The sequence below is a fragment of the Ancylobacter mangrovi genome, from assembly GCF_024752355.1.
In the GTDB taxonomy this organism is placed as follows: domain Bacteria; phylum Pseudomonadota; class Alphaproteobacteria; order Rhizobiales; family Xanthobacteraceae; genus Ancylobacter; species Ancylobacter mangrovi.
In genome coordinates this window covers 168,336-188,166 of record NZ_JANTHZ010000003.1, presented here as the reverse complement: position 1 = coordinate 188,166, position 19,831 = coordinate 168,336, and the positions used below count along the sequence as shown (strand labels likewise).

The window sequence follows — 19,831 nt, the reverse complement described above, 5'->3', positions numbered from 1 at the left end:
GCATCCGGTGCGGAATCTGCTACAAGCGCGCCATGGATCAGGTGCTCCTCACCCTCGCCGGCCGCCCGGTGACGCTCGCCGAGCTGGTCGCCGGGGCGGCGGGGCTCGCCATTCTCATGCTGCTCCTGCTGCTGCGCTCGGTCGGCCGCAGCGCCCGCGCCCGCGCGCTGGAGGCGGACGAGCAGGCCCGCCGCGCCGGCGAGCTGGAGGAGCGCCTGCTCGATCTCGCCCGCAGCCAGGCCGAGACCAGCGGGCGGGTGCGCTCGATGACCGAATATCTCGCCCAGCGCCAGGGCGAGCTCGCCCGCGCCGTGGCCGAGCGGCTCGACGTCTCCTCGCACCGCATGGGCGAGAGCCTCGCCCGCGCCAGCGAGACCACGCACGAGAACCTCGCCCGGCTCAACGAGCGGCTCGCCCTCGTCGACCAGGCCCGCCAGAGCCTGGGCGAACTCTCCGGCCAGGTGATGAGCCTGCGCCAGACACTGTCGAACAAGCAGGCGCGCGGCGCCTTCGGCGAGGGCCGCCTGCAGGCGATCATCGCCGACGGCCTGCCGAAGGACAGCTTCGCCTTCCAGCACACGCTCGCCAGCGGCCGGCGCGCCGATTGCGCGGTGTTCCTGCCGGGCGACAAGCGCCCGCTGCTGATCGATTCCAAGTTCCCGCTGGAGGCCGTCACCGCCTTCCGCGAGGCGGAGAGCGCGGAGACGCGCAAGCAGGCCGAGACCCGCCTGAAGCAGGATGTCGGCAAGCATGTGCGCGACATCGCCGAGCGCTACCTCGTCGGCGGCGAGACGCAGGACCTCGCACTCATGTTCGTGCCCTCCGAGTCGGTCTATGCCGAGCTCAACGAGCATTTCGACGAGGTGATCCAGCAGGCGTTCCGCGCCCGCGTCATCCTGGTCTCGCCCTCGCTGCTGATGCTGGCGGTGCAGGTGGTGCAGGCGATCTGCCGCGACGCGCGCATGCGCGAGCAGGCCGACCTGATCCGCACCGAGTGCGGCCGGCTGGTCGCCGACGTGACGCGGCTGCGCGAGCGGATCGGCAATCTGGAGAAGCACTTCGCCCAGGCCGGCGAGGACGTCGCCCAGGCCGTGATCTCCGCCGACAAGGTGGCGCGGCGCGGCGCGCGCATCGAGCAGCTCGAATTCGACCGCCCCGCATCCGAGGCAGCGGGCGGAAACAGGGAACGCGCGTCTGGAGACGCGGCGGCGGAGGCTTCGGCCGCACCGGCCGAGGACGGGACCGAAGACCGGGCCGGGGACGCCGGCGACGTCCTCCCCGCCCCGCTCGGCTTCGGCACCGCCGGCCGGCACGCGGCGGAATAGGCGCTCCCGTCAGGCCCGGATCCGAATGTGGGAAGACGAATATTCCGACCCTTAATTCGTCAGCGATCCGGAGAGCGGAATACAGTCCAACAACGCGCGTTCTAACTATTTGGTTTGTCGATAGCGGCGGACCCTGTGATTATTATGGCGTTCTGGAGAGTGTATATAGAGGCTTGCTATCGGCATCCTCGGCCGGGAGTTACTTCAGTTGCTGCATCCGCGATCGCTATAGCTCCAACCGCTAAGCCAATCGAACCTTCCCCGCCATTCACGGAAGTTCGCCTTGGTGGCCCACGCCCGGACGAGGGGGCGCTCCCGGCACCAGCCCCGCACGGGTGCGCCCGCATGTCCCGTCCCGGCCGTCCTGTTTTCGTTCGCTCCGGAAAGACAATCTGATAGATTGATAGAATCTTTCTATCGTGCGCGTAGCCGGGAAGCGTGTGTGATCGACCGTTTTGAACTTTTGCTGGCGCTCGCCAAGGAGCGCCATTTCGGCCGTGCGGCGGAAGCCTGTGGCGTGACCCAGCCGACGCTGTCGGCCGGCCTCAAGCAGCTCGAGGAGCAGCTCGGCGTGCGCCTGGTGGAGCGCGGCTCGCGCTTCATCGGCTTCACGCCGGAGGGCGAGCGCGCGCTGCAATGGGCCCGCCGCGTGATCGGCGACGTGCGTGCCATGCGCCAGGAGATCGCCGGCATGCGCAAGGGACTGGCCGGCCATCTGCGCATTGCCGCCATCCCCACCGCCATGCCCATGCTGTCCGAGCTGACCACGCCGTTCCACGAGAAGCATGCGGACGTGCGCTTCACCCTGATGTCGGCGAGCTCCAACGAGGTGCTGCGGCTGATCGAGAATCTGGAGGCCGACGCCGGCGTCACCTATCTCGACAACGACCCGCTCGGCCGGGTGAAGACGGTGCCGCTCTACAAGGAAGGCTACCGCTTTCTCACCTCCGTGCACGCCCCGCTCGGCGACCGCGCCAGCGTCACCTGGGAGGAGATCGGCCGGGTGCCGCTGTGCCTCCTCACCCCGGACATGCAGAACCGGCGCATCGTCGACAAGCAGCTCGCCGAGGCCGGCCACGCCGCCATCCCGATGCTGGAGGCCAACTCCACCATCGCCCTGCTCTCGCATGTGCGCACCGGCAAATGGGCGAGCGTCGTCGCCAACACGCTGGCCGACGTCTTCGCCTTCCCCGCCAGCATCCGCTCGATCCCGATCGAGCAGCCCTCGGTGCTGCACCAGATGGGGCTGGTGGTGCTCGACCGCGATCCCATGACGCCGATCGTGACCGCGCTGATGCAGGAGGCGCGCAGCATCGCCGCCACCCTCGCCACGCGGATCTGACGCCGGCCCGCGCGCAACCGATCCCACGCGATCGTGCCTCGGCGGCGAACCGAACCCGCCGGCCGAACTCCGTGCCGCCCCGATGCCACCCGCGGGCACCGCTTTCCGCCCGCTCACGTCATATTTAGCCGGGTGGGAACCGGGCGTGGCCTGCGTCGTTGTCCTGACGACGCGGCTCTGCCGCACAGCACAGTGGAGGCTCACATGCTCGGTTGGGCGCTGACCTTTCTGGTGATCGCGCTGATCGCCGCGGTCCTCGGCTTTGGCGGCATCGCCGGTACGGCCATCGGGATCGCCAAGATCATCTTCTTCGTCGCGATCATCCTGTTCCTCATCTCCGCCGTCTTCGGCATGATGCGCGGGCGCGGCGTTCCCTGACCCCGCCGGCGCCGCCGGACGAAAAGTTTCGGAACAGAAACGAAAACGCCTCCGCAACACGCGGAGGCGTTTTTGTGTGCGCCTTTCATCGGTTCCCGAAGGGGGCGACGGGGCAGACAGATGCCACGCAAAAGCGGGGTGCGTTACCGGTTCACGTGCATGCGCGCGCAAACGCGGAACGGCACGCGCCGCCTGTCATGCCGGCGCGTGCCGAAGCTCGTGCAAAGGGGATAGGGAAAAGCCTAGCCGGCGGCGAGAACCGCCCGGGTGGTCTTGTCGGGACCGAAATCCTCGACATCCTCGATCGCCAGCAACTCACCCAGCCGCCGGCGCGCGCGGTTGACGCGGCTCTTGATGGTGCCGACCGCGCATTGGCAGATATCCGCCGCCTCCTCGTAGGAGAAGCCCGATGCGCCCACCAGGATCAGCGCCTCGCGCTGGTCGGAGGGCAGCTTGTCGAGCGCGGTGCGGAAATCCTCGAAGTCGAGATGCGTGTTCTGGTCCGGATTGCTGGTCAGCGTGGCGGCGAAATTGCCGTCCGAATCCGGCACCTCGCGGCGGCGCTTGCGGTATTCCGAGCGGAACAGGTTGCGCAGGATCGTGAACAGCCACGCCGGCAAATTGGTGCCGGGCCGGAAGCTGCCGATGTTCGCGAAGGCGCGCAGCAGCGTCTCCTGCACCAGGTCGTCGGCGCGGTCGACGCTGCCGCTGAGCGAAATGGCGAAGGCCCGGAGATTCGGGATCGCCGCAATGATCTCGTCGCGCAAGGCCGGATCGAGGTTGGTCACCGCCGCATCCCTCACTTGTCGCCGGATTCCGAGCTTTTCGGACCCTTCGCATCGAGCTGCGCCAGGAGATCCATGAATCGGTCGGGCACGCCCTGCCGCACGACGTCGTCATACATGGCGCGCAGATGCTGGCCGATCTTGGCCTGAATTTCGCTGCCGAGGCCCGAATCGTGCGAGTTCGGCAGATGTGTGTTCATCAGGGTGTCCGCGCTCGCGGTCCCGCCCCCGGACTGCTCATCATTCATTGTCTTTTTTCCCGACATTGAGCCTCCGAACGCCTGGTGTGGAGGGATGGCTCCGTCGCTGCCTGCCAACCGATAACAACGAAAAGGACAGACAGTTCCCGGTGCCAAACAAATTTCGAAACGATTTAGTACGCACTATGGAACCGCAGGGCCGATGTCACGTTAATGATGGCTTGGTCACGCATTCCGGGGAGATCACGTGTGAGCACATCCCAACTCGTCGCGCAGCACCTTCCGTTCCTGCGCCGTTACGCTCGCGCACTCAGTGGAAGCCAGTCCGCGGGCGACGCCTATGTCACGAGCCTGCTCGAGACGCTGATTGCCGAGCCGAGCACCTTCGATCAGACCGACGGTCCGCGCGTCGGGCTCTATCGCCTGCTGACGCAGCTCTGGAACTCGGTGTCGATCAATGCCGAGGTCGACAAGGGCCCGCTCCCCATCCAGGGTGAGCAGCGCCTCGGCCACATAACGCCGGTCGTGCGGCAGGCGTTCCTTCTCGTCTCGCTCGAAGGCTTCACCGAGGAAGAGGCGGCCGCCATTCTCGAGATCGACGTGCCCACGCTGCGCAACCTCGTCGAGGAAGCCGGCCGCGAGCTCGCCGCGGAGATCGCCTCCGACGTGCTCATCATCGAGGACGAGCCGTTCATCGCGCTGGACCTCGAAGGGCTGGTGGAGAGCCTCGGCCACAGGGTCACCGGCATCGCGCGCACCCATTCGGAGGCGGTCAGCCTCGCCCGCCGCAAGGCTCCGGGCCTGATCCTGGCCGACATCCAGCTCGCCGACGGCTCCTCGGGCCTCGACGCGGTCAACGAGCTGATCGAGAGCGTCGATGCGCCGGTGATCTTCATCACCGCCTATCCCGAGCGCTTCCTCACCGGCGTGCGGCCGGAACCGGCCTTCCTCATCGCGAAGCCGTTCCAGCCCTCCACCGTCGCCGCCGTCATCAGCCAGGCGCTATTCTTCGATCGCAAGGCACGTCCCCGGGAGCAGCGCGCGACCGCCTGATCCCGTCGAATGAACGATACGTTTCTCGGCTACGTGGACGACACCGCGCGGTTCATCACCGTGGTGGCGTCCCTGGGTATTGCCTGCGGTCTGCTGCTGCTGCTCAACCGGCGGCGCAACCTGACCGCACGCATGTCCCTTCTCGGCTATCTACTGACCGGGCTGGTGCTGTCGTTCGGCCTGCTGTCGCTGCTGGCGATGCTGAACGCGGAGCGGGCCATCCCCGGCCTGCAGACCGCGATCAGGGTCGGGCTCGCCGCGCTGAACCTCATCGGCGTGTCGGTGCTGTGGTACAATTTCCGTGCCCTGGTGAACCTGCCCGCGCCCGACTATGTGGCGCGCGAGCAGCGCCGGCTCATGCTGGAGCTCGCCACCGCGCTGCAACGCTACGAGATGGCGCTGCGCGGCTCGAACGTGTCGATCTTCACCCAGGACCGGGACCTGCACTACACATCAGTGTCGAACCCGCTGTTCGGCTTTCCGGTCGATCAGGTGCTCGGCGCCACGGATGCCGACCTGCTCGGCGAGGCGCGCTCGCACCCCATCGTCATCCTCAAGCGCGAGGCGCTGCTCTCGGCCGAGGCCCGCAAGGGCGAGACCGAGGTCGAGGAGGACGGCGCGAAATACTGGTACGACCTGCATATCGAGCCGCTGCGCGACCTCTCCGGCAACACGGTCGGGCTCACCGGCGCCGTGGTCAACGTCACCGAGCGCAAGGAGAACGAGCGCCATCTGCGTCTGCTGATGCGCGAGCTCACCCACCGCTCCAAGAACCTGCTGGCGGTGATCCAGGCCATGGCCCGCCAGACCGCGCGCCATGCCGGCTCGATCGACGCGTTCGTCGAGGTGTTCAGCGCCCGGCTGCAGGCGCTCGCCCGCTCGCACGACCTGCTGGTGCAGGAAAGCTGGCACGGCGCCTCGCTGGCCGACATGGTGCGCTCCCAGCTCGGCCATCAGATCGACCGCGAGAACAGCCAGGTCGAGGTGAGCGGGCCGGATATCTTCCTCAAGCCCGAGGCGGCGCAGAATATCGGCCTCGCCCTGCACGAGCTCTCCACCAACGCCGCCAAATACGGCGCGCTGTCGGTGCCCAGCGGGAAGGTGAACATCACCTGGGGCCGGTGCCCGCCGGAAGCGGGCGGCGGCTTCGAGCTGTCCTGGCGCGAGAGCGGCGGCCCGCCCGTCTCGCCCCCACGCGAGCGCGGCTTCGGCTCGCTCGTCATCGAGCGAAACCTCGCCCGCGCCCTCGACGGCGAGGTCACGCTCGACTTCGCCCCGACCGGGCTCAACTGCCAGATCAAGGTTCCCCAGGCCCACCTCCTCGCCGGACGCTGAGGCGGCGAGGCACGGCCTTCCCACGCATGGGAAAGAGCCGCTCGTGGGGATGGTCCTGCGCACGGCTGCTCGCGGCCGCATGCTCCCGCCCCGCGCACGCGCTCGTGATGGCACCGGGGAACCAATGCGTTTCACCAACGTTAACCACGCGGCGGACGGGGAATAGATCCCGTCGCGCCTTTGCCAGTGATCCTCGCCCGTCGGACGGTCCCGCCGGGAGCGCGTCGTGCGCTCCCGCGATCGGATTTCCGCGTTCCGAATTCGGGGGAGGAGGCCGCGGCCGGCGCCGCGGCGGGTGCTGTTCCGGTATCGGGCCGGGAGACACCGTGGGGCGCCGGGGTCGAGGCGACGGGGGAGCGGGCGCGGACGATCGGCACGGAGCCGGTCGGGGCGCGGGCCGGCCACGCCGCCCAGGGAAGTGGGAGAACGCAGATGGTTCGCATCGTCAATGTGGTTCTCAGGTCATCGGTCTATCTGGCCGGCGCCGCGACCGGCGTCGTCGTGGCGCTGCCGCTGATGGCGGCATCCTTCGGCGCCGTGGCCGCCTCGCGCGCGGTACCGCCGGTGGTTGCCATCGGCGAGATGGGCCCGCACGAGCCCGTCTATCAGGCCTCCATGGTCAACCGTGCGGCCAAGGGCCCGCGGCTCGACATCGGCATCCCGACCGCCAGCACGGCGGGCGAAGGGGCGCCGGTCGCCATTCCGGTGGGCGCCACGACATTCGCGCCCCCCGTCGTCCCGGCCACCGCGCCGGGCACCATGACGCCGGCGGACGCTACGCCGTCCGCAATTCCCGCCTCGACGATTCCGGCTTCCTCCATCCCGGGCGCCCCGGGTCCGACGCGGGCCATGGAGACGCCGCGCGGTTGCCTGTCGTCGCTGGGCGTCACCAAGTCGAATCTCGCGACGGAAGAAATGACCGTGTGCGTCGCCGACGCCTCGCTCATCAACTGAAATATATTGAAACAAGACTTCAGAGCGTCAGCAAATAATACCTAGGAACTAACCTTTAGGTACTTCGTTGTTGATGCAGTACGGTTCACCTGACCGGCTTACTGAGACAGTCTTTTCCATATCAGGAGAGAACGAATGACCAGCAAGCTCGCCACTCTCACCGCGATTACGGCCCTGTCGCTCGCGCCCGCCGTGGCGTTTGCTCAGAGCCCCTCCGGTACCGACACCACCACGCCGCCGGCCGCCACCCAGACCACGCCCCCGGCGTCGAGCCCGCAGGCCCCCGCGGCCGAGATGCCCGACTCCACCATGCCCAACGCTTCGGGTTCGACCAACGCCATGCCGAACAGCAGCGCCGACGCGACCAAGACCGTCGCGCCGAACACGCCGAAGTTCGTCAGCACCCAGTCGAGCGGCCAGTGGCTCGGCTCGGACCTGATCGGCACCGACGTCGTAACCTCGAATGACGAGGACCTCGGCTCGATCAGCGATCTGGTCGTGGAGCGCGACGGCACCATCGTCGCCGCCGTGATCGACGTGGGTGGCTTCCTCGGCATCGGCGCCAAGCCGGTCGCGGTGTCCTTCGACTCGCTGACGCCGACCCCGACCGACAACGGCCAGAAGATCGTCGTCGCGCTGACCAAGGAAGAGCTGAACGCCGCTCCGGAGTTCAAGACCCTTGAGCAGATGCAGGACGAGTCGGCCTCGAAGACCAACTGAGGCGTTGGCCGGGTCGTGAGTTGAACGACCGGCATCTCGTGAGTTCGACCGCGATCGCGGTCACCGCCTAGCGACGTCATGCATCACATGCGACGTCAGGACGGACATGCCCGGCCGCGCGCCGGGCATGTCGCGTTTTAAGCGAAGGGTTTCGAGGCAATTCGCCTGCTCGCCGCGCCGCGGCGCACCAATCGCGGCAACGCACGATGACGTGGCGGGATGGATCGGTTAAAGCGGTGGTCCGATCAGGACCGCACCATGAACGACATCCGCCGCCGCAAACGCCCCGAGACCCCCTTCAAGGAACTGTTCGACATCGACGCCATGCGCGTCGAGTTGTCGGCGCTCGCCCGCGAGGTGCTGGGCGGGGCCAAGGGCGGCGGCGAGATCGAGCTGCGCGGCCAGCTCGCGCGCCGGCTCAAGGTCGCCTACCAGGAAGGCCACAAGACCGCCGAGCGCTGGCTGATGCAGGACGGCTCCGGCCGGCGCTGCGCCGAGCGGCTCTCGCGCCTGCAGGACGAGATCCTCCAGCTCGTCCACGAACTGGTGGTGAAGTTTCTCTACCCCGCCGACAACCCCTCCACGGCCGAGCGCATGGCGATCGTCGCGGTGGGCGGCTACGGGCGCGGACTGATGGCGCCGGGCTCGGACACCGACATCCTGTTCCTGCTGCCCTACAAGCAGACCGCCTGGGGCGAAAGCGTCGCCGAGGCGATGCTTTATGTTCTGTGGGACATGGGGCTGAAGGTCGGCCACGCCACCCGCTCGGTCGACGAATGCATCCGCCAGGCGCGCGCCGACATGACCATCCGCACCGCGCTGCTGGAGGCGCGGCTGCTGCTCGGCGAGCAGGCGCTGTTCAACGAGCTCACTACCCGCTTCGACAAGGACGTGGTGGAGGGCACCGGCGCCGAGTTCGTCGCCGCCAAGCTCGCCGAGCGCGAGGAGCGGCTGCGGCGCGCCGGCCAGTCGCGCTATGTGGTCGAGCCCAACGTCAAGGACGGCAAGGGCGGCCTGCGCGACCTGCACACGCTGTTCTGGATCGCGAAATACGTCTACCGCGTGCACGAGACGCGCGAGCTCGTCGCCAAGGGCGTGTTCACCGCAGAAGAGGCGAAGATCTTCCGCCGCTGCGAGGATTTCCTCTGGTCGGTGCGCTGCCATCTGCACTTCCTCGCCGGCAAGGCCGAGGAGCGCCTCTCCTTCGACCTGCAGCGTGAGATGGCCGAGCGTCTCGGCTACATGGAGCATCCCGGCCTGAAGGACGTGGAGCGCTTCATGAAGCACTATTTCCTCGTCGCCAAGGACGTGGGCGACCTCACCGCCATCGTCTCGGCGGCGCTGGAGGAGCGCCACGACAAGCCGGTGCCGCGGCTCAACCGCATGATCGCCCGGCTGCGCCGCTCACCGAACCGCAAGCTCAAGGAGAGCGCGGACTTCATCGTCGACCACGACCGCATCAACGTCGCCGATTCCAGCGCCTTCGGCCGCGACCCGGTCAACCTGATCCGCATCTTCCAGCTGGCCGGCAAGCACGGCCTCGCCTTCCACCCGGAAGCGATGCGCCTCGCCACCCGCTCGCTCAAGCTGATCGACCAGCGGGTGCGCGAGCATCCCGAAGCCAACCGGCTGTTCCTCGAGATCCTCACCTCGCGCAACGCGCCCGAGATCGTGCTGCGGCGCATGAACGAGGCCGGCGTGCTGGGCCGCTTCGTGCCCGAGTTCGGCCGCATCGTCGCGATGATGCAGTTCAACATGTACCACTCCTACACGGTGGACGAGCATCTCATCCGCTCCATCGGCGTGCTGTCGCAGATCGAGCGCGGCGACCGGGCCGAATACGGCCTCGCCAACGAACTGGTGCAGCAGATCAAGAACCGCCAGTTGCTCTATGTCGCGATGTTCCTGCACGACATCGCCAAGGGCCGGCCGGAGGACCATTCGATCGCCGGCGCCCGGGTGGCGCGCAAGCTGTGCCCGCGCTTCGGCCTCTCCTCCAGCGACACCGACACGGTCGCCTGGCTGATCGAGCAGCACCTCACCATGTCGAGCGTCGCCCAGTCGCGCGACCTGTCGGACCGCAAGACGATCGAGAACTTCGCGAGCGTGGTGCAGAACCTCGAGCGCATGAAGCTGCTGGAGATCCTCACCACCGCCGACATCGCCGCGGTCGGGCCCGGCGTGTGGAACAACTGGAAGTCCCAGCTGCTGCGCACGCTCTATTACGAGACCGAGCCGGTCGTCACCGGCGGCTTCTCGGAGACCAACCGCGCCCGGCGCGTCGCCCGCGCGCAGGCCGAGTTCCGCGCCGCCGAGCAGGACTGGGACGCCGAGGCGATCGACGCCTATGTCGCCCGCCACTATCCCAGCTACTGGCTGCAGACCGATCCCGGCCAGCAGGTCGCCCATGCCCGCTTCATCCTGGCGGCGGAGGCCGAGGGTCGCGCTCTCGCCACCACCTCGCAGACCGACGTGCGGCGCGGCATCACCGAGCTCACCGTGTTCGCGCCCGACCATCCCAAGCTGCTCGCCGTCATCGCCGGCGCCTGTGCGGCGGCGGGCGCGCACATCGTCGATGCGCAGATCAGCACCACCACCGACGGGCGCGCCCTCGACACCATCGCCCTCACCCGCACGCTCGAGCGCGACGAGGACGAGCTGCGCCGCGCCGACCGCATCGCCGCCGCCATCGAGAAGTCGCTCTCAGGCGAAATCCGCCTGCCCGACGTGGTGGCGAAGAAGCTCACCCGCCGCCCCCGCGCCTTCACCGTCGAGCCCGAGGTGACGCTGAACAATTCCTGGTCGAACCGCCACACCGTGATCGAGGTCTCCGGCCTCGACCGGCCGGGCCTGCTCTACGGGCTGACCCAGACCCTGTCGCGGCTCAACCTCAACATCGCCTCGGCGCATGTGGCGACCTTCGGCGAGCGGGCGGTGGACGTGTTCTACGTCACCGACCTGATGGGGGCGAAGATCCTCGGCGCCGCCCGCCACTCCGCCATCCGCCGCGCCCTGCTCCACGTGCTGGACGCCGACGACGAGGCGAACGCCGCCTGAGGTGGCCGCGGCGCGCCCGCGCCGTGCCCGCCGGCACCGATGGCGAGTAGCGTTGCCGGGAAGCATAGAGATCACGGATGAAGGCTTGTTACACGAACGCTGCGGAGATGGCCCGGGCACGGGGCATCGACGGAAAGAAATTCCGGGCCCGACTGCGGCGCAATTTGTCCGAACATCATACTTTCGGGAGCTGGGAGGTCCCTGTCGGAAGTGAAAAGCATCGCTTGATGGAGCGCGAGCTGGACGAGATGGACCGGACCCGCAGGCCTTGACGGCGACAAGCAGCCCAACCCATACGACCGGCAACGCGCCCACGTCATACGTGTCGCACAGGAGCGACCTCGACGGACCGATGGCGGCCATCGGCCACACGTTCTGCTAGGTCGGGTAGCAGGACCGCGACCGCTGCGTCCTGCCCGGCGCCGACAAGGTGACGGCGTCTGCGTGAGACCGATACCCGCTCGATCCCCTCGGCCTCCGCCCGCCGCGTGCGGGCGTGGCCCCGCCGACACGGCGCGGTGGCGTCATCCCGCCACCACAAAATCGCCCCTTAAGCCCCTCTTAAACGGCTCGATTTAGGGTTCGTTTACCGGCCGCAACGGAAGCGGGGACGCTGATACCGGAGGGGGCAAGGGGAATGGGCATGTTCGGAGGTCGAGGCAATGGCGAGCGGCGCGAGCCGGTGTTGAGCACGCCCGGCTTCCGGTCCGAGCTGCGCCTCACCTCCGAGGACCGCCCCACCCTCGATTCCGCCCCCATGGCGCGGGAGCGCGGCGCCTCGCGCACCGGCGCCGCCGCGAAAGCGGGCAAGGGAAGCGGAAACGGCGGCAGCGGACGTGCCGCCGGCAACCGCCAGGGCAGCTCGCGCGCGGCGACCGGCGGCGGCGGGCGTGGCACCGCGCGTCCCTCCGGCGGGGGCGGCGGCGGACGTGGCGGACGCCCGCGCCGCGGACGCTTCGGCCGGCTGATCTACTGGGGTTTCGTGCTGTGCATCTGGGGGGGGATCGGCCTCGCCGGCCTCATCGCCTACGAGGCGAGCCAGCTTCCCCCGATCCAGAACCTCGCCATTCCCGAGCGCCCGCCCACCGTCACCATCAAGGGCGTCGACGGCACCACCATCGCCACGCGCGGCGAGATGGGCGGGGCCAGCGTGCCGCTGCGCGCCCTGCCGCCCTACCTGCCGCAGGCCTTCGTCGCCATCGAGGACCGGCGCTTCTACTCGCATTTCGGCCTCGACCCGCTCGGCCTCGCCCGCGCGATGTTCGTGAACATCACCACCGGGCGGCTGCGCGAGGGCGGCTCGACGCTGACCCAGCAGCTCGCCAAGAACCTGTTCCTGACCCAGGAACGCACCATCTCGCGCAAGATCCAGGAGCTCATCCTCTCCATCTGGCTGGAGACCAAGTACTCCAAGAACCAGATCCTCGAGCTCTATGTGAACCGCGTCTATTTCGGCGCCGGCGCCTATGGTGTGGAGGCCGCCGCGCAGCGCTATTTCGGCAAGTCCGCGCGCCAGCTCACCCTGTCGGAATCGGCGATGCTGGCGGGGCTGGTGAAGTCGCCCTCCGCCCTCGCCCCGACCCACAATCTCGACGGCGCGCAGGCCCGCGCGGCCATCGTGCTGGGGGCGATGGAGGATGCCGACTTCATCTCCCCGGAGATGGAGAAGACCGCGCTCGCCCATCCCGCCACGCTCGCCAAGGGCCGCGGCCCGGATTCGACCGGCTACGCCGCCGACTGGGTGATGGACCGGCTGAAGGCCGCCATCGGCCCGATCGACCACGACCTCGTGGTCGAGACCACGCTCGACCCCTCGCTGGAGACGGTCGCCAGCGACGCGCTGAAGACCACGCTCGACAAGGACGGCAAAAAATACGGTGTCGAGCAGGGCGCGGTGGTGCTGATGGATACCAATGGCGGGGTGAAGGCGCTGGTCGGCGGCAAGTCCTATGAGGAGAGCCAGTTCAACCGCGCCGTCACCGCCAAGCGCCAGCCGGGCTCGGCCTTCAAGCCCTTCGTCTACCTCACCGCGCTCGAGCGCGGCCTCACCCCCGAGACGGTGCGCGAGGATGCGCCGATCCAGATCAAGGGCTGGAAGCCGGAGAACTACTCGCACAAATATCGCGGCCCGGTGGAGCTGAAGACCGCCCTCGCCTTCTCGCTCAACACGGTGGCGGTGCGCCTCGCGATGGAGGTCGGGCCGGCCGAGGTGATCAAGACCGCACACCGGCTCGGCATCACCTCGAAGCTGGAGCCCAACGCCTCGATCGCGCTCGGCACCTCGGAAGTCTCGGTGCTGGAGCTCGTCGGCGCCTACGCGCCCTTCGCCAATGGCGGGGTCGGCATCACGCCGCACGTCATCGAGCGCGTGCGCGACGCCTCCGGCAAGGTGATCTATTCCTATGACCAGCCGAGCCGCGGCATGGTGATGGCGCCGCCGCATGTCGCCATGATGAACCGGATGATGCGCGAGACGCTGCTGGTCGGCACCGCGCGCCACGCCGACCTGCCGGGCTGGCCGGCCGGCGGCAAGACCGGCACCAGCCAGGACTACCGCGACGCCTGGTTCGTCGGCTACACCGGCCGCTTCGTGGCTGGAGTCTGGCTCGGCAACGACGATTCCTCGCCCACCAAGCGCGCCGGCGGCTCGGGCCTGCCGGTGACGATCTGGAGCGAGGTGATGAGGGCCGCCCACAAGGGCCTGCCGGTGGTGCAGCTTCCCGGCACCGGCACCTACCAGCCCGGCGACCTGCCGCCCGGCGACGTGAGCGACGAGCCCATGGTCACCAGCGAGCCGCAGCCCTCCGACGGGCACAAGCCCGCCACCATCGACAACTGGCTGCTGGACAAGCTGTTCGGCCGCGGCTGAGGCGGGGGCCATCCGCCCGCCCGCCTTCATCCGCGCGGCCCACACAGAGCCCGCGCGGTTATTCCCCCGTGCCGTAGCGGTGCAGCTCGGCGCCGTGCTTCTTCAGCCAGCGCTCGGCGGCGTGGCGCTCGGGGAACAGCCGGTCGACCAGCGCCCAGAAGCGCGGGCCGTGGTTCATCTCGCGCCGGTGCGCCACCTCGTGCGCGGCGAGGTAGTCCAGCACGAAGGCCGGGGCCAGGATCAGCCGCCAGGAATAGGACAGCGCCCCGTTCGCCGAGCAAGAGCCCCAGCGGCTCGCCGTGTCGCGCAGCGTCACCCGGCTGATCGAGACGCCAAGCGCCCGCGCATGGCGGTGCGAGGCCTCCACCAGGTCGCGCCGCGCCTCGCGCTTGAGGAAGTCGGCGACCCGGCGCGGCACATGGGCGACGTTGCCGGCGACATGCAGCACCGGCTCCTCTTCGCCCCCGGTCCACACCGTGCCGCGCGCCTCGGGCCGGTGGACGATGCGATGGGGCACGCCCCGCACCGGGATCACCGCGCCCTCGACGAACGCCACCACCTCCGGCAGCCGGGCGAGCCGCACCTCGATCCAGCCGACATGGCGGCGGGCGAAGTCCAGCGCCTCGCGCAGCGATCCGCGCTCGGGCATGGTCAGCACTACGTCGCGCGTCGCCGCGCGCACCCGCAGCGTGTACCGCCGGGCGCGGGCGTTGCGCTTGAGCGTGACGGCGACCTCGCCGGTCGTCAGCCGCAGCGTGACCTGGGACGGTTCGGGATGGACCGGCGCCTTCTGGCGCGCGGTCTCTCGGGCGCGGAACAGCATCGCGGGCGGCCTCGGGCGTGTCGTGCCGGAATCGGGCCGCCATTATGGGGACCGGCGGGCCCGGGCGCCATAGGCGCGCGCCCGGCCTTCGGTGCCCCCGCTTCGCCCGCGCTCAGCGCGCGGCGCGGCGCCGGCTGCGGTCCTGCACCGGCTGGTAGGCGATGCGCGCGTGGAAGGCGCAATAGGGCAGGCCGATCTTGGTGCGGCTGCCGCAATAGAAGAAATCGTCCTTGCCGGGGTCGCCCACCGGCCAGCGGCAGGTGAACTCGGTCAGGTCGAGGATGGTGCAGCGCTCGGCCATCGGCACCACATTGGCGACCGGATCCGGCATTTCCTCCGGCTCCGGCTCCACCGCCACCCGGGCGGCGGTCGCCAGCGCCGTGTTGCCGTGGACGACCGGCCGGCTCGACACGTTGCTGGTGGTCACCGGGCGCGGCTTGCGCGGGCGCGGCGCCGGGGCGCTCATCGGCTTGGCGCGGCCGGAGAGCCCGAGGCGGTGCACCTTGCCGATCACCGCATTGCGGGTGACACCGCCGAGCTCGGCCGCGATCTGGCTCGCGGAGAGCCCTTCGGACCAGAGTTTCTTGAGCAACTCGACGCGCTCATCCGTCCAGTTCATCGCTGTGCCTCCTTCGCCTTCCCGGTCTTGGCCTTCCCAGGGCGCGGGCGGAATCCTTCAGCCCTCCGGCCGAGGGGAGCCCCGACCAGGATGAACGCCGCTAACGCCACAGGAAATGCCGCCGCACGAGATGTCGTATCTGACAGGCAGGAGGCTACAATATGCGTAGACTCGCGGACAGTAGGTTCACGTCCGAAACGATTGTTTTCCCCAATTGAGAGTCCGCACGGCAACACTCCGGCGAGGAGCCGAGTCGGATCAAGGACTTGACTCGGCAGCGCTTCGAGGCCGCGGGCGCGCCGCTGTTGACCCCTGCGGCCTCTTCTATAGAATTCGACGCATCGGGTGCCGCCCCCGCAAGGGCGGCACGTTTCGTTTTGGGCCTGCCCCTGACCCGCTACCGAGGCGGCCGCGGGCGCGTGGAGAGAGAGGGAGGGGACAGATGATCGATCCCATCCTGCCGACCTATAACCGTGTGGACCTCGTCTTCGAGCGGGGAGAGGGCGCCTGGCTCTTCACCAAGGACGGCGAACGATATCTCGACTTCACCGCCGGCATCGCCGTGAATGTGCTCGGCCACGCCCACCCCCATCTGGTGGCGGCGCTGACCGAGCAGGCCGGCAAGCTCTGGCACATCTCGAACGTGTTCCGCATCGAGGGCGGCGAGCGTCTGGCGAAGCGCCTGACCGAGGCCACCTTCGCCGACACCATGTTCTTCACCAATTCGGGTGCGGAAGCGCTGGAATGCGCGATCAAGATGGCGCGCAAGTACCACGACGCCAATGGCGCGCCCGAGCGCTACCGCATGATCACCTTCGAGGGTGCCTTCCACGGGCGCACCCTCGCGACCATCGCCGCCGGCGGCAACCCGAAATATCTGGAAGGCTTCGGCCCCGCCATGCCCGGCTTCGACCAGGTGCCGTTCGGCGACCTCGCGGCGGTGCGGGCCGTCATCGGGCCGCAGACCGGCGCCATCCTGATCGAGCCGGTTCAGGGCGAGGGCGGCGTGCGCACCGCCTCGTGGGCGTTCCTGCGCGAGCTGCGCGCGCTGTGCGACGAGAAGGGCCTGCTGCTGATCCTCGACGAGGTGCAGTGCGGCGTCGGGCGCACCGGCAAGTTCTTCGCCCATGAATGGGCCGGCATCACGCCGGACATCATGGCCGTGGCGAAGGGCATCGGCGGCGGCTTCCCGGTCGGCGCCTGCCTCGCCAAGGAAGAGGCCGCCAAGGGCATGGTCGCGGGCACCCACGGCTCCACCTATGGCGGCAACCCGCTCGCCATGAGCGTCGCCAATGCGGTGCTCGACGTGGTGCTGGCCGAGGGCTTCATGGAGCAGGTCCAGACGACGTCGGCACGGCTGCGCCAGAAGCTCGCCGAGCTGAAGGACCGCCACCCGGCGGTGATCGCCGAGGTGCGCGGCGAGGGCCTGCTGGTCGGCCTGCGTACCCACGTCCCCAACACCGACCTCGTCGTCGCCCTGCGCGCGGAGCACATGCTGGTGCCGACCGCGGGCGAGAACGTGGTCCGCCTGCTGCCTCCGCTCACCATCGGCGAGGAGGAGATCGAGGCGGCCTTCACCCGGCTCGACGCCGCCTGCACCAGGCTGGAGAGCGGCCTCAGGCCCGAGGCCGAGAAGCAAGCCGTGAAGGGAGCGGCGGCATGAACACGAACGCACACCCGACCAATGCGGCCGCCAACGGCGCGGCCAATGGCGCCGTGAAGCATTTCCTCGACCTCGACCTGCTGCCGCCGCAGGAGCTGCGCGGGCTGATCGAGCTCTCGCGCGACCTGAAGAGCCGGCGCCATGAGGTCGCGGCGGAGAAGCCCTTCGCCGGCAAGGTGCTGGCGATGGTGTTCGACCAGCCCTCGACCCGCACCCGCATCTCCTTCGACGTCGCCATGCGCCAGCTCGGCGGCGAGACCATCATGCTCACCGGCGCCGAGATGCAGCTCGGCCGCGGCGAGACCATCGCCGACACGGCGAAGGTGCTCTCGCGCTATGTCGACGCGATCATGATCCGCATCCTCGATCACCACGCGCTCGAGGAGCTCGCCCGCCACGCCAGCGTGCCCGTCATCAACGGCCTGACGCGCGACAGCCATCCCTGCCAGATCATGGCCGACGTCATGACCTTCGAGGAGCATCGCGGGCCGATCACCGGGCGCACCGTCGCCTGGACCGGCGACGCCAACAACGTGCTGGCCTCCTGGGTGCAGGCGGCGCAGCGCTTCGACTTCGCGCTCAACGTCGCCACCCCGCCCGAGCTCGCCCCGCGCCCGGCGCTGGTCGACTGGGCGCGCGCGAACGGCGCGCGGGTGAATTTCGGCACCGACCCGGAGGCGGCGGTGGAGGGCGTGGACTGCGTCGTCACCGACACCTGGGTGTCGATGGGCGATGCCGAGTACGAGCGCCGGCACAATTTGCTGCGCCCCTACCAGGTCAACGGCGCGCTGATGAAGCGCGCCGCGCCGGACGCGATCTTCATGCACTGCCTGCCGGCCCATCGCGGCGAGGAAGTCACCGACGAGGTGATGGACGGCCCGCAGTCTGTGGTGTTCGACGAGGCCGAGAACCGCCTGCACGCGCAGAAGGGCATCCTCGCCTGGTGCCTCGAAGGCGCCGCAGCGTAGCGGCAGCGGGAAGGCAGGCGGCGGCGGAACGCGGCCGCCGCCCGTTGTACTCGCGTAAGCCTCCCCCCGCAGGGAGTGGAGACCCCTTTCTCACCTGCCCCAAGAGGTCGGCCAGAGGGATGCGCCCGCGCCACCGCTCGGTCTGCGTCGCGCGTCCCACCTCCCCGGCCACTCCCGGCCCCGAACCTGCGACGGCCCTCGCCGCAAATCCCCGCCGGTACCCATATGCGCCGCCCCCCTCGCATTCGGCCCGGGGCTTGCCTATATGGGCGCACGGAGCCGCCATGACATCACATACCGATCCCCATAGCCGCGCGCCCGCCGCTGAAGCGGTGGACGACCGCGTCACCCCCTTCCACGTCGACGGGCTCGACGTGCGCGGGCGCGTCGTGCGCCTGGGCACGACGCTCGACGCCGTGCTCGCCCATCACGACTACCCGCCGGTGGTCAAGCGCCTGCTCGGCGAGGCGGTCGCGCTCACCGTGCTGCTCGGCTCGACGCTGAAGATCGAAGGCCGCTTCATCCTGCAGACCCGCACCGACGGGCCGGTCGATCTGCTGGTGGTGGACTTCACCGCCCCGCAGGACGTGCGCGCCTATGCCCGCTTCGACCTCGAGCGCCTGCGCGCGGCCGAGGAAACGGCCCCCGCAGGCGCCCGCCCCGACAGCGGCGCCCTGCTGGGCACCGGCCATCTCGCCATGACCATCGACCAGGGCCTCTCGGCCAACCGCTACCAGGGCGTGGTGGCGCTGGAGGGCGGCGGGCTGGAGGCGGCCGCGCACGAGTATTTCACCCAGTCCGAGCAGATCCCCACCCGCGTGCGCCTCGCCGTCGCCGAGGAGGTACGCCCGGGCGGCGCCGCCTCCTCCTGGCGCGCCGGCGGGCTGATGGTGCAGTTCCTGCCCACCGAGGGCGGGCGCATCCGCACGGCCGACCTGCATCCGGGCGACGCGCCCGAGGGCACCGAGATCCCCGAGACGCAGGAGGACGACGCCTGGGTCGAGACGCAGTCGCTGATCAGCACGCTGGAGGATGTCGAGCTGGTCGACGGCGCGCTGTCGAGCGAGCGGCTGCTGTTCCGCCTGTTCCACGAGCGCGGCGTGCGCGTGTTCGACGCCGAGAACGTCGTCGCCCGCTGTTCCTGCTCGCGCGAGCGGGTGATGAACGTGCTGGCGAGCTTCCCGCCCGAGGAGCGCGCCGACCTCGTCGAGGACGGCAAGGTCTCGGTCACCTGCGAGTTCTGCGGACGCAGCTACGATTTCCGCGCCGAGGAGATCGTCGAGGCCGAGGGCCCTCAGGCCTGAGCCGGTCGCCCGGCACCCGCCGGCGGGTCCGGGAACGGCTCGACATGGGTTTCCGCGGTCCGCCCGATATAGAGCGCGCGGCGCCCGGAGAACGAGACCACGTAGCCCGCGCATCCCGCCTGCACCGCCTTGCGGCAGAAGCCGCCATAGGTGTAGCCGGGCGCCTGCTGCTGCGCCTCGCGGATCGCGGCTTCGATCATCGCGCCGTCGAAGCGCGCCGCGACCGGCGCCCCGGCCGCGCGGGCGGGCAGTTCGAGGCTCTCCCCGTCCGGCAGGTAATAGGTCGCGACCGCGCGCCGGAAGTCGACGGCGTAGCCCTCGAAGCCGGCCTGCGCCAGCGTTCCGACGATCTCGGGAAAGCTCCGTGTGCCGTCCTCGGCCCCGGCGAGGCAGGCCCGGGCGACGGCTTGCTGCTGTTCGTTCATGGACGTGCTCC

At 69.4% G+C, this 19,831-nt stretch carries 18 protein-coding genes; 13 read left to right on the top strand and 5 right to left on the bottom strand.

Going from position 1 to position 19,831, the window contains the following annotated elements; translation table 11 throughout:
* Positions 1-32 precede the first annotated feature (32 nt).
* The 4 genes from NVS89_RS10125 (at position 33) to NVS89_RS10115 (ending at position 3,045) form a co-directional block, all read left to right on the top strand.
* Entirely contained in the window at positions 33-1,325 is a 1,293-nt protein-coding gene (locus NVS89_RS10125; protein WP_258732572.1) for a DNA recombination protein RmuC, read from the top strand.
* Positions 1,322-1,570: a KTSC domain-containing protein gene (locus NVS89_RS22990; RefSeq protein ID WP_374114557.1), complete on the top strand. Its 249-nt coding sequence runs from the start codon at positions 1,322-1,324 to the stop codon at positions 1,568-1,570. The genes NVS89_RS10125 and NVS89_RS22990 overlap by 4 nt, the downstream gene beginning before the upstream one ends.
* A 197-nt stretch (positions 1,571-1,767) precedes the next feature.
* A complete protein-coding gene (locus NVS89_RS10120; protein ID WP_258732570.1) occupies positions 1,768-2,667 on the top strand; it encodes a LysR family transcriptional regulator in 900 nt (299 codons plus the stop codon).
* Between the two features lie 204 nt (positions 2,668-2,871).
* A complete protein-coding gene (locus NVS89_RS10115) occupies positions 2,872-3,045 on the top strand; it encodes a DUF1328 domain-containing protein (protein WP_258732568.1) in 174 nt (57 codons plus the stop codon).
* Positions 3,046-3,287: 242 nt separating this feature from the next.
* Here the strand turns inward: NVS89_RS10115 and NVS89_RS10110 are convergent, their stop codons facing one another.
* Positions 3,288-3,833 (bottom strand): sigma-70 family RNA polymerase sigma factor, encoded by a 546-nt coding sequence (locus NVS89_RS10110; RefSeq protein WP_258732566.1) that lies wholly within the window; start codon positions 3,831-3,833, stop codon positions 3,288-3,290.
* 11 nt (positions 3,834-3,844) lie between these two features.
* Positions 3,845-4,030 carry a NepR family anti-sigma factor gene (locus tag NVS89_RS10105; protein WP_258732565.1) on the bottom strand — a complete coding sequence of 62 codons (186 nt, stop codon included), beginning with the start codon at positions 4,028-4,030 and terminating at the stop codon, positions 3,845-3,847.
* Between the two features lie 249 nt (positions 4,031-4,279).
* Between NVS89_RS10105 and NVS89_RS10100 the strand changes: the two genes are divergently transcribed.
* From NVS89_RS10100 to NVS89_RS10075, 6 genes are all read left to right on the top strand, one after another.
* Complete coding sequence (locus tag NVS89_RS10100) at positions 4,280-5,083, top strand: response regulator (protein WP_309486533.1); 804 nt, start codon at positions 4,280-4,282, stop codon at positions 5,081-5,083.
* Between the two features lie 9 nt (positions 5,084-5,092).
* A complete protein-coding gene (locus NVS89_RS10095; protein WP_258732563.1) occupies positions 5,093-6,418 on the top strand; it encodes a sensor histidine kinase in 1,326 nt (441 codons plus the stop codon).
* A 432-nt stretch (positions 6,419-6,850) separates the two neighbouring features.
* Positions 6,851-7,372: a hypothetical protein gene (locus tag NVS89_RS10090; protein ID WP_258732561.1), complete on the top strand. Its 522-nt coding sequence runs from the start codon at positions 6,851-6,853 to the stop codon at positions 7,370-7,372.
* A 135-nt stretch (positions 7,373-7,507) separates the two neighbouring features.
* Positions 7,508-8,092: a PRC-barrel domain-containing protein gene (locus NVS89_RS10085; protein ID WP_258732560.1), complete on the top strand. Its 585-nt coding sequence runs from the start codon at positions 7,508-7,510 to the stop codon at positions 8,090-8,092.
* A 258-nt stretch (positions 8,093-8,350) separates the two neighbouring features.
* A complete protein-coding gene (locus tag NVS89_RS10080) occupies positions 8,351-11,149 on the top strand; it encodes a [protein-PII] uridylyltransferase (RefSeq protein ID WP_258732559.1) in 2,799 nt (932 codons plus the stop codon).
* 643 nt (positions 11,150-11,792) lie between these two features.
* Positions 11,793-14,018 (top strand): transglycosylase domain-containing protein, encoded by a 2,226-nt coding sequence (locus NVS89_RS10075; protein WP_258732558.1) that lies wholly within the window; start codon positions 11,793-11,795, stop codon positions 14,016-14,018.
* A gap of 58 nt (positions 14,019-14,076) precedes the next feature.
* On the opposite strand, the gene NVS89_RS10070 is transcribed toward NVS89_RS10075, so the two are convergent.
* Together NVS89_RS10070 and NVS89_RS10065 are read right to left on the bottom strand one after the other, a co-directional pair.
* Positions 14,077-14,841 carry a M48 family metallopeptidase gene (locus NVS89_RS10070; protein WP_258732556.1) on the bottom strand — a complete coding sequence of 255 codons (765 nt, stop codon included), beginning with the start codon at positions 14,839-14,841 and terminating at the stop codon, positions 14,077-14,079.
* A gap of 112 nt (positions 14,842-14,953) precedes the next feature.
* Positions 14,954-15,460, bottom strand: coding sequence for a GcrA family cell cycle regulator (locus tag NVS89_RS10065; protein WP_258732555.1), 507 nt, complete (start codon positions 15,458-15,460; stop codon positions 14,954-14,956).
* 442 nt (positions 15,461-15,902) lie between these two features.
* Between NVS89_RS10065 and NVS89_RS10060 the strand changes: the two genes are divergently transcribed.
* The 3 genes from NVS89_RS10060 (at position 15,903) to NVS89_RS10050 (ending at position 19,395) form a co-directional block, all read left to right on the top strand.
* Positions 15,903-17,123 (top strand): aspartate aminotransferase family protein, encoded by a 1,221-nt coding sequence (locus NVS89_RS10060; protein ID WP_258732554.1) that lies wholly within the window; start codon positions 15,903-15,905, stop codon positions 17,121-17,123.
* A complete protein-coding gene (gene argF, locus NVS89_RS10055; RefSeq protein ID WP_258732553.1) occupies positions 17,120-18,091 on the top strand; it encodes an ornithine carbamoyltransferase in 972 nt (323 codons plus the stop codon). Before NVS89_RS10060 ends, argF begins: the two co-directional genes overlap by 4 nt.
* Positions 18,092-18,375: 284 nt before the next feature.
* On the top strand, positions 18,376-19,395 hold the full coding sequence (locus tag NVS89_RS10050) for an Hsp33 family molecular chaperone (RefSeq protein ID WP_258732552.1): 1,020 nt from the start codon (positions 18,376-18,378) through the stop codon (positions 19,393-19,395).
* Here the strand turns inward: NVS89_RS10050 and NVS89_RS10045 are convergent.
* Positions 19,386-19,820, bottom strand: a complete 435-nt coding sequence (locus tag NVS89_RS10045) for a DUF1398 domain-containing protein (protein ID WP_258732551.1) — start codon at positions 19,818-19,820, stop codon at positions 19,386-19,388. The genes NVS89_RS10050 and NVS89_RS10045 overlap by 10 nt on opposite strands.
* Positions 19,821-19,831: the final 11 nt, after the last annotated feature.